The following is an 8653-nucleotide window of genomic DNA, read 5'->3' as shown; positions in this document are numbered from 1 at the left end:
CACCCGGTCACCGAACTCCATATTCAGCTTCAGGTCACCGAGTTGGAAGCGCACCCGGTCGGCGCCGACGGTGAATCTGCCGGCCTCATCGCCGGCGGTGACCATGAAGGGACTGTGCTCGGCTCGGGCGCCGGACAACGCCGCGGATCGGACCACCAGGCCCGGATGCACCCCCACCGCCGTCGTCGACCAGTCCCCGGCCGGGTGGCGGTTGACGCTGCACAGCGCGATCAGCACCCGGCCGCTGGCCTCGTCGGACACCCGCCAGAACCAACCCTCCATCTCGGTGCCGTGTGACGGCAGCGGATCGCCGAAGGGCACGTCGGCGCCGGTGCGGCGGTACATCCGGACCAGGCTCATGACAGTGAGTGTAGGTGCCCCGGTCAAGGCGAGCCCCATGTCGCCAAGGAGTCGCTGACGGCGAATTTGACCCGGCTGAAGAATCGGGTTTAGACCGCCCTGCGTAGGGGAATAAGAGCGCATCCGGCCGAACAATCGGCCGGATGGTCGAACCCGAAAGGCACGAACCATGACCGTTGACTACGACGCCCCCCGTCGCGTACTCGTTGACGCCGACGAGTCGCTGGACGAACTTGCCGCACGGCGCAACGAAACCTCCACGGCCGTCCTCGACATCGACGAAACCGACCTCACCGAGTCCTACGAACTCCCGGGGGCCTTCCTGTCCGATGATGAGCTCATCGTTCAGGTGGTGCCCAAGCAGCACGACGAATTCACCTGCAGCAGTTGCTTCCTGGTCCATCACCGAAGCAGGCTGGCCCGGGGCCGCAACGGCGAGTCGATCTGCACCGACTGCGCGTAGCGGGCCGCTAGATCTCCAGCGCCGGCCTGTCGGGGTTCCCGACCTAGGCGATGATCCGCACCAGATACGGCGCCATGTCGGCGGTCCGAACCTGCGACACCGTCACACCGTTGTCGCCGACCTCGAGCATCTGGTTGTTGCCCAGGAACATCGTCACCGTCGTGGCCGCGCGCGATCAGTGCCACGGTCACACGGTAGGTGACCGGCGTGGACCATCGTTGCGGCACGGCCCAGGCGTCAACCGCCGACGAGCGTGCACGCACGGCCCGCCCACTACGGCGTATCATTAGATAATCAGCGGTTTTTCGCATGCGGCCTGTCGAGGTCGTTTCGCCGCTGAATCGAGGTAACTGGCCGGTTCGCGGTCAGGACGGGAGCGTCGCCATGACGCAAAACCACATTCAGACCGAAGTCGGGCAGCACCGCACGCCACCGCTTCGCACGCCACGACTGCGCCTGAAAGCAAAGGCGCCCCAGAGTGGTCACGTCGATGGGGCGTGGTGGCCCCGCACCGATGACCTTCTCGCGGAACTACCGGATTTGCTGGCGGTACTGGCTGTTCGGCTCGGCCCTATCGAGCGCGTGCTCTTCAACCTGGGCGAATGGAGAACGGCGCCGGCCAAGGTGGCGATGGGTGGTAGGGCAGTCCGCCTCGACGGATATCGCCATCAGCCCAGCCACACCGTCGAGGTCATCGGGCACAGCCGTCGCCGGATTCTCCTCCTGCTCGTACCCCCGAGCACCGATCCCGAATCGGCCCACACCGCGATGATGGCCGCAGCCGCGGTGAGGGACTCCTCGACCGTCGAGGCCCTGCTCACGAGCAGGGCGCCGACTCGGGCCGTCCCTGTGCCGAACCGCGGCGCTGAGCAGGATCGCTGGGAATCAGAAGGCGGAGCGCGTTGCCGGCCCACGCATTCCGCTCAAGGCTGGCTTCCGCCATCTCCCGCTCGAAACACCCATTAGATAGGATCGGATCAAAATCATTGACTGTGAATGTCACGTGCAAGAACGGCCTCACCGATGTGTTCGAGCGTTCCGCTGACCACTACATCAAGCACACCGATGGTTCGCTGGAGGTCGTCCGGGGCGGGACGGCCCCACCGGAGACCTACCGGCCCGGCGGGTGGACAGCCGTCAGCGGCGATGGAATACGAGAGAGACAACACGCCTTGCTCCATGGTGTGATCGCACGGCTTTTCAGCGCGCCGACTGCGAGATGATCGCTGAGGAGTCGCCGCCTTCCACCACTGCACGAGCGACATCGGCAAGCCGTTGGCCTGTTCGCCGGGCGTGAGACCGCAACAGTTCGAAGGCTTGTTCCATCCGGACACCGGCGCGTTCGGCGATCACGCCTTTTGCCTGCTCGATGACGATTCGAGTATTCAGCGCGGCCTGCAATTGCTGGTTGATCAGGTCGGCTCGGGTGAGGAGGCTCTGGTGCAGTATCCCGATCGTCGCCACATTAGCCAGTGCCTGGCCGATGGCCACGTCACTCGGCCCCAGCGCACCGACCTCGTCGCGGAACAGGTTCAGCGCACCGACTCTCTTATCACGCAGCCGAAGCGGCAGGGCACACACGGATCTGTAGTTGTATTCCCCTGCTCGGCCGGCGAATTCAGGCCAGCGATCGGAGTCCACCTTGAGATCGTCGACAAGGACTTGTTCGCCGGTTCGATACGCGAGCAGACACGGACCGAGGTCTGCTTCGACCTGGAGCAACTCGAGCAGTCTGGTCTCTTCGCTGCTCGACGCGAGGACGTGAAGTTGGCCCCGGGGATCGCCGGTCAGAAGTCCGGCAGCCGAGATCGGCAACAGAAGCATGCAACTCTCGATGAGTTGCTGTGCAAGTTCGACTGGGTCGTGATCTTCGACAAGTGTGTCAGCCAGACCGACGAACGCCTGGGCAAGCCGCCCATCGTTGTCCATGTTCGTCCCTTCCGTCTCGATGCTTAGCAAATCGGAGTGTCGCGACCCGACGAGAGACCGTCATCGGGTTCAGGCTGAAATCGCAGACGGCGGGACACAACTTCGCCGGCAACGTCATTGAGCAACCGTCCATTGACAAATGCGAACGCTTGCAGCCGAACATAAGCGGATCGGGCGTCGACCCCCAGTTGCGCCATGACCATCCCGGTGGCCTGGTGCACCTCCCGGCTGCTCAGCGGTTGATTCCACCATGGGCCGAGTGTCTGAGGCAGAAGTCCATCGGGTCCCATGCTGAGCAGAACGCCGGTCAGAATTTCAGCGATCGCCAGTGCGTCGGCGAAGTCTTGCGCGCCGAACGGGTCACCGACGGCTGTGTAGAGATCGAGAGCACCGACCCTGATGACACCGATGTTCAACGGGAAAGCGTAAATCCCGCCCACGTCCAGACTCTTGATCTCCGAGAGAAACACCGGCCAGCGATCGCTTCGGTGGGGATCGGCCAGTGACATCGGTAATCCGGTCGCGATCGATTCAACCGCCGGACCTTCGCCGAGTGTGACCTGGGTCCACTCCGCCTTCTCCGCGACTGCGTCACTGGCGGAGAGGACATCCAGACCGGTACCGGACACGTTGAGCAGGATCCCAGCCCGCTGGACCGGCAGCTTCAGGACACAGGCCGAGCATAGCCGCTGCGGATCGTCACGAACATCTCTGATCGTGTCGATGGCCGACAGGAATCGAGCCTTGGCATCGTTCGGACCGGCCGGGTTAGCCGACGGCGTCATCGCTACGCTCCCACCCGCGGTTCCCGAGGCCTCATGGCATCGGCGCTCGTGCGTCGGAGCTCAACGTCGCCGCAAAGACGGCGACACCCGGAGAACTCCATGGCCTGAACCGTACGCGCTGCAGTCGCGGCTGTCGCACTCGGAGCAAAATACGTTCTAGCGCCGTGACATTCAGCGATCCGAGGACTCAGCGCTAGGGGGTGGGTTGCCGTGGGAATCCCACCGTTGTTCCGCGGCGCCTCGCCGGGTCCGGTGCTCCCGGTCTTGCAGGCTGATCATCAGGAGTTCATCTACGGTCGAGGTGTCCTCCGGTGCCGCCGCAGCGGCCATGCCGGCGTGGGCGCGGTCCGGACTGGTATGGGGTGGCACTACCAACAGAACGATCCTGCTGCGGTCGAGTCCGATGACTTCGAGGGTGTTGGGCGGCTGACGTCGATTCCCGCCAAGGTCAACCGCGCGTCCGTCGAAGAGCAATGAACTGGGACGCTTCGCCCAGTCGCCGACTTTGTACGACACGCTGTCGATGGAGCCCAGGCGATCTTGCAGCGCGGCGAGCAGCTCGGGAAGCTCTGAAGCCAGATCTTCGCTCCGGGGCCACCATGCCCCGTCGACGCAGCCGGAGCGGATCGCTTCCGGCTTAAGCAACAATCGCGGCCGGCTGGTGTGTTCGGGGTGTTCCGACTCCATATCTCTTCCTAGCCCACTCCGGCTGCCCGCGGAAGGGCCGCCTCGAGACCCGGGAGTAGGAGATCAAGGCCGCGGTCGAGTTCGGCCGCACCGTCGTAGTCGGCCAAAGCGGTTGCCACAGAACGTACTTGTGGGAATTCGGCAACCGGTAGTCGATACAGCCCAAGGCGCAGCAGATCGTCGGCTTCGTCGGGTCGTTCGACGACTTCTTGCAATTCGGAAAGCACATGCCCGTGAAGGTAGGCGAACAGCACCCGGTACACGTGCAGCGCGTCCTCACCGGTGAACCCGGCGGAGGTGAGGAGCAGAAGAATGTTCTCGAGGTGTCGAAGCGCACCGTGCGGTCGCTGCCCCAGCGGTGTCGAGAGTGGTCGCGTGACAAGCAGGGGAAAGACGTTCGGATGGGCGAGCACGATGTCGCGGAAACTGTGCGCAATGGTCCGTAGCTGGCCGACCCAGTTCGGGTCGGTGGCGTCGACGGCAATTTGTTCCAGAATGACCTCGACGACCCCGTCGAGCACCGCGGCCTTGTTGGGAAGGTGGCGGTACAGAACTGCCGGGTCTCTTCCGACAGCTTTGCTGAGTCGGCGCATGGATAAGCCGTCCGCGCCATCACGATCGATGATGGCCAAGGCCTCCCGGAGGATGAGCGCGCGCGAGATCTGTGGGACGCCATGCTCAGACGCGGTGGAGGTGGGTTGAGATCCGCCGCCAGCCGGTTCGGGACTTCGGGTCATTCGGCCGTCCTTCGAGTCTCCAACACCATATACCCACGCCGTGGGTCAACACTGTTGACAATGCAGCTGAATTGGCGTTAACTGAAGGTTTCGCCATCGAAAATCGAGGCAAACGCGGCGATGCACGAGGCTCATCGCGACTGCGGACCATGCTTCCGGGAATCCCCAGCAAGCACTGAGCGCACCGCCCCCCGACACCCCCAAACAACTATCGAAACTAAGGAAACTCACCATGATCGCTCTCGGAATCGTCCTCCTCGGCCTCGGATTCGTCTTGAAGTTCTCGGTGCTGTGGTCCATCGGGCTCATCTTGTTGATCGTCGGCGGCGTGCTCTGGCTGCTGGGATCACTGGGACACGCCGTCGGTGGCCGCCGCTATTACTATTAAGAATCGGTTGTTCGCGACCATCCGCAACGGTGCGGAGGTACTGCGGTTCGGCGGCTTTGAGACCGGATCACGGCCCTCGCCGTATCAGACGGTGGAAAGCTGCGCGATGTACCGACTTCGACGGTACTTCCCCGACAGTCCGGACGGTCCGCCACGTCCGCCGGTCGTACTGGTGCCGCCAATGATGTTGTCTGCCAACGTGTTCGACGTCACGCCAGACAGGGGTGCGGTCGGGATCCTGCACGACCTCGGTCTGGATCCCTGGGTGGTCGACTTCGGTTCGCCGGATATCGAGAGCGGTGGCCTGGAACGCACCTTCAGCGATCACGTCATCGCGTTGAGCAGTGTCGTCGACTCGGTCCGCGAACACACCGGTCGAGACGTGCACTTGGTGGGCTACTCTCAAGGGGGCATGTTCTGCTACGACACCGCAGCCTACCGACGGTCCGCGGGACTGGCGAGCGTCGTCACGCTCGGTAGCGCCGTCGACTCGCTCAGTGGTCTGCCGTTCGGAATCCCGGTGGCATTCGCCGGTCCGGTGGCGCAGTTGCTCGCCGACCGTGTCTTCAACCATCTCTCTGTGTCCGCGTGGATCGCCCGGACCGGATTTCAGCTCCTGGACCCGGTCAAGACTGTCCAGGCCAGATGGAACTTCCTCCGGGAACTTCATGACCGAGAAGCGCTGTTGCCCAGGGAGCAGCAGCGCAGATTCATCGAAGCCAAGGGGTGGGTGGCCTGGTCCGGTCCGGCAGTCGCAGAACTGTTGCGGCAGTTCGTCGTCCACAACCGGATGATGGCGGGCGGCGCGGTCATCGACGGAACGTTGATAACACTCGCGGAGATCTCCTGCCCGATCCTTGCGGTCATCGGTGAGATTGATGGAATCGGCCAACCGGCGTCAGTGCGAGCGATTCGGCGTGCGGCCCCCCGTGCCGAGGTGTCCGAACTGTCGGTTATAGCAGGCCATTTCGGCCTCGTCGTCGGATCGAGCGCCGCCACGAACACCTGGCCGACGATCGGCAGATGGGTGCTGTGGCAGGACGGCCGGGGACCCCAACCGCAGGGTGTCAATCGCATGAGGGCCGACTCCGACGCAGGGCTCCACGGCTCTACCGGGCTGCCGTCCCGAATCGGTCACTCGGCAGGTGCGCTTGCCGAACTGGGCATCGGCGTGAGCCTCGGACTAGTCGCCGCGGCGGTGGGGGCGGCGCGCACCGGCAAGGAGATCGCCTACGAGGCGGTCCGGTCCGCGCCCCATCTCACTCGGCTGGAGCGGCTGCAGCCCCACACCCGGGTGTCGTTGGGCAGGCTGCTCGCCGAGCATGCGAAGAAGGCACCCGACGAGGAATGCTTCCTGTTCGAGGACCGAGTCCAGACCAACGCGGCGGTCGCGGCGGGTATCGACCGCACGGTGGGACGACTCATCACGGCCGGCATCCGTCAGGGCGCCCACGTCGGTGTCCTGATGGACACCTGCCCGGATTCCGTCATCGCGATTGCGGCGCTTTCAAGGCTGGGCGCAGTGGCGGTGCTACTTCCACCGGACGATGACCTCGCCGCCGCAGTTCAATTGTGCGCAGTCGCCGAAATCATCACCACCCCAGACAGATTGGGAGCGGCCGCTGCCACCGGCGCCCGAGTGCTCGTTTCCGGGCGACCGACCGGCACCGAGCCGGGCAGGTTCGTCGTGCTGGACAGCCTGGACGTTTCAGACATGCGGCTACCGCAGTGGTACCGGCCCAACCCGGGCCTGGCGATGGATGTTGCGTTCGTGTTCTTCAGCACGACCGGGGGACGCCGGGTTGTCAAGGAGGTCACTAATCATCGTTGGGCGCACTCGGCTTTCGGAACGGCCGCTGCCGCCGCACTCGACCGCCGTGACACCGTCTACTGTCCGACCGCGCTGCACCATCCGTCGGCTCTGCTGATCGGCCTCGGCGGGGCGGTCGCCGGCGGCGCACGCATCGCGATGACCCGGGGTGTCGACCCGACGCGATTCGCCGACGAGGTTCACCGCTACGGGGTCACGGTGGTCGCCTACAGCTGGGGAATGCTGAGTGAACTGGTCGACGTGACCTCACCCACGCTTCAGGAGCATCATCCGATCCGTCTGTTCATCGGAGCCGGCATGCCGGCCGGGCTGTGGCACAAGGTCGCCCTCCGATTCGCCCCGGCGCAAGTGCTGGAGTTCTTCGCATCCACCGAGGGGGACGCCCTGCTGGCCAACGTCGGTGGTAGCAAGGTCGGATCCAAGGGTCGTCCGCTCCCCGGCAGCAGCGAGGTCCGACTCGGCGCCTACGACGCCGCGACGGGCCGCTTCATCGAGGATGAACGCGGGTTTGTGCGCCCATCGGCCGATGGCGAGGTGGGTGTGCTTCTGGCAACGCCGCGTTCGGGCCGCGATGCCGCGAGCGTAGCCATGCGCTCAGTCTTCGCCGAAGGCGATACGTGGATCACCACCGACCACCTGTTCCGCCGCGACACCGACGGCGACTACTGGTACGTCGACAACAGGAACACCGTGATCCAGTCGGCGGGCGGGCCTGTCTTCCGTGAGCCGATCTGCGACGCACTCGGCAGCATCCCGGCGATCGCACTGGCCGTGGTCTACCCCGTCGCCACCGCTACCCACGACGTCGCTGTCGCGGCTGTGACGCTGGCCGACGGCAAGAATCTCATCGAGGGCAGTCTGACCACCGCACTGGGTGAGCTCCCACCGGACCAGCGTCCCGCGATCGTCCACATCGTTAACGGCACACCCGTCACGCCCGCCTTCCGCGCCCTCTCGACAGGGCTACAAGCCGCCGGACTTCCCGCACCGGCGGAGACGACCTGGTACCACGACCTTGCCGACGGCCACTACCGACAAGGAAGCCCGGTCTGTTCGTGAGGGCTCCACGGACACGCGGCAACCCCGCCTTAGAACGAACCGCTGCGTGGTGGTTGTAACCACCAATACGGGGGCCGCAGTTGTGTCAGTAAACAGTCGTGTCAGTGAACCGGTTCCCCGACGCCGGGCGCGACAGGCTTCGCCGACCCGATCAGCCCCACCGCTCGATGATCTCGCGCACACCGGAGCTGACGTCGCGGTGGCACACGACGCGGATGTCCAGGCCCGCCTCGGCGACGACGCCCACCGCGCGTTCGATGGCGGCGTCGATCCACCCCGGGTGGTTGTTGAACACTCCACCGCCGACCCGGGTCAGCAGCACGATGTTCGACCCGCCGGCGTCGGCCTGCTCAGCCGCAGCCAGCAGCGTCGCCTCGTAGGTGGCCTCCAGGATCAGCCGGGCGAACGGCTCCC

Annotated in this window: 8 protein-coding genes and 3 pseudogenes; 4 read left to right on the top strand and 7 right to left on the bottom strand. The window is 64.9% G+C overall.

Features of this window, described 5'->3' with window-relative positions; all coding sequences use genetic code 11:
* Nucleotides 1-360, bottom strand: a pseudogene (locus ADBZ5U_RS12720) (tocopherol cyclase family protein); the annotation flags it as partial.
* A gap of 169 nt (nt 361-529) precedes the next feature.
* Between ADBZ5U_RS12720 and ADBZ5U_RS12715 the strand changes: the two are divergent.
* Nucleotides 530-823: a DUF4193 family protein gene (locus tag ADBZ5U_RS12715; RefSeq protein WP_526810720.1), complete on the top strand. Its 294-nt coding sequence runs from the start codon at nt 530-532 to the stop codon at nt 821-823.
* Between the two features lie 43 nt (nt 824-866).
* On the opposite strand, the pseudogene ADBZ5U_RS12710 reads toward ADBZ5U_RS12715, so the two are convergent.
* Nucleotides 867-983: pseudogene (locus ADBZ5U_RS12710) on the bottom strand (NlpC/P60 family peptidoglycan-binding protein RipD); the annotation flags it as partial.
* A 224-nt stretch (nt 984-1207) separates the two neighbouring features.
* Here ADBZ5U_RS12710 and ADBZ5U_RS12705 point away from each other — a divergent pair.
* Nucleotides 1208-1789: a DUF5994 family protein gene (locus ADBZ5U_RS12705; RefSeq protein WP_526810722.1), complete on the top strand. Its 582-nt coding sequence runs from the start codon at nt 1208-1210 to the stop codon at nt 1787-1789.
* Between the two features lie 234 nt (nt 1790-2023).
* On the opposite strand, the gene ADBZ5U_RS12700 is transcribed toward ADBZ5U_RS12705, so the two are convergent.
* From ADBZ5U_RS12700 to ADBZ5U_RS12685, 4 genes are all read right to left on the bottom strand, one after another.
* Complete coding sequence (locus ADBZ5U_RS12700) at nt 2024-2752, bottom strand: GAF and ANTAR domain-containing protein (RefSeq protein WP_526810718.1); 729 nt, start codon at nt 2750-2752, stop codon at nt 2024-2026.
* A 23-nt stretch (nt 2753-2775) separates the two neighbouring features.
* Nucleotides 2776-3537, bottom strand: a complete 762-nt coding sequence (locus ADBZ5U_RS12695) for an ANTAR domain-containing protein (protein WP_526810717.1) — start codon at nt 3535-3537, stop codon at nt 2776-2778.
* Nucleotides 3538-3708: 171 nt separating this feature from the next.
* Nucleotides 3709-4224 (bottom strand): DUF5994 family protein, encoded by a 516-nt coding sequence (locus ADBZ5U_RS12690; protein ID WP_526810715.1) that lies wholly within the window; start codon nt 4222-4224, stop codon nt 3709-3711.
* Between the two features lie 8 nt (nt 4225-4232).
* On the bottom strand, nt 4233-4961 hold the full coding sequence (locus tag ADBZ5U_RS12685) for a TetR/AcrR family transcriptional regulator (RefSeq protein ID WP_526810713.1): 729 nt from the start codon (nt 4959-4961) through the stop codon (nt 4233-4235).
* A gap of 232 nt (nt 4962-5193) precedes the next feature.
* Here ADBZ5U_RS12685 and ADBZ5U_RS12680 point away from each other — a divergent pair, with 232 nt between their 5' ends.
* Both ADBZ5U_RS12680 and ADBZ5U_RS12675 read left to right on the top strand, forming a co-directional pair.
* Complete coding sequence (locus tag ADBZ5U_RS12680) at nt 5194-5349, top strand: DUF6131 family protein (protein WP_526810712.1); 156 nt, start codon at nt 5194-5196, stop codon at nt 5347-5349.
* Entirely contained in the window at nt 5327-8239 is a 2913-nt protein-coding gene (locus tag ADBZ5U_RS12675) for an AMP-binding protein (RefSeq protein ID WP_526810710.1), read from the top strand. Before ADBZ5U_RS12680 ends, ADBZ5U_RS12675 begins: the two co-directional genes overlap by 23 nt.
* 151 nt (nt 8240-8390) lie before the next feature.
* Here ADBZ5U_RS12675 and ADBZ5U_RS12670 read toward each other — a convergent pair.
* A pseudogene (locus ADBZ5U_RS12670) lies at nt 8391-8653 on the bottom strand (hypothetical protein); the annotation flags it as partial.

The organism is Mycobacterium sp., assembly GCF_040398885.1.
Lineage (GTDB): Bacteria > Actinomycetota > Actinomycetes > Mycobacteriales > Mycobacteriaceae > Mycobacterium.
This window is presented reverse-complemented; position numbering and strand designations above follow the sequence as displayed.

What these genes read in the sequence shown, in the direction of transcription:
- ADBZ5U_RS12715 (WP_526810720.1), top strand. Translation starts at nt 530, where the DNA reads ATGACCGTTGACTACGACGCCCCCCGTCGCGTACTCGTTGACGCCGAC.
- ADBZ5U_RS12685 (WP_526810713.1), bottom strand. Translation starts at nt 4,961, where the DNA reads ATGACCCGAAGTCCCGAACCGGCTGGCGGCGGATCTCAACCCACCTCC.
- ADBZ5U_RS12680 (WP_526810712.1), top strand. Translation starts at nt 5,194, where the DNA reads ATGATCGCTCTCGGAATCGTCCTCCTCGGCCTCGGATTCGTCTTGAAG.
- ADBZ5U_RS12690 (WP_526810715.1), bottom strand. Translation starts at nt 4,224, where the DNA reads ATGGAGTCGGAACACCCCGAACACACCAGCCGGCCGCGATTGTTGCTT.
- ADBZ5U_RS12705 (WP_526810722.1), top strand. Translation starts at nt 1,208, where the DNA reads ATGACGCAAAACCACATTCAGACCGAAGTCGGGCAGCACCGCACGCCA.
- ADBZ5U_RS12695 (WP_526810717.1), bottom strand. Translation starts at nt 3,537, where the DNA reads ATGACGCCGTCGGCTAACCCGGCCGGTCCGAACGATGCCAAGGCTCGA.
- ADBZ5U_RS12700 (WP_526810718.1), bottom strand. Translation starts at nt 2,752, where the DNA reads ATGGACAACGATGGGCGGCTTGCCCAGGCGTTCGTCGGTCTGGCTGAC.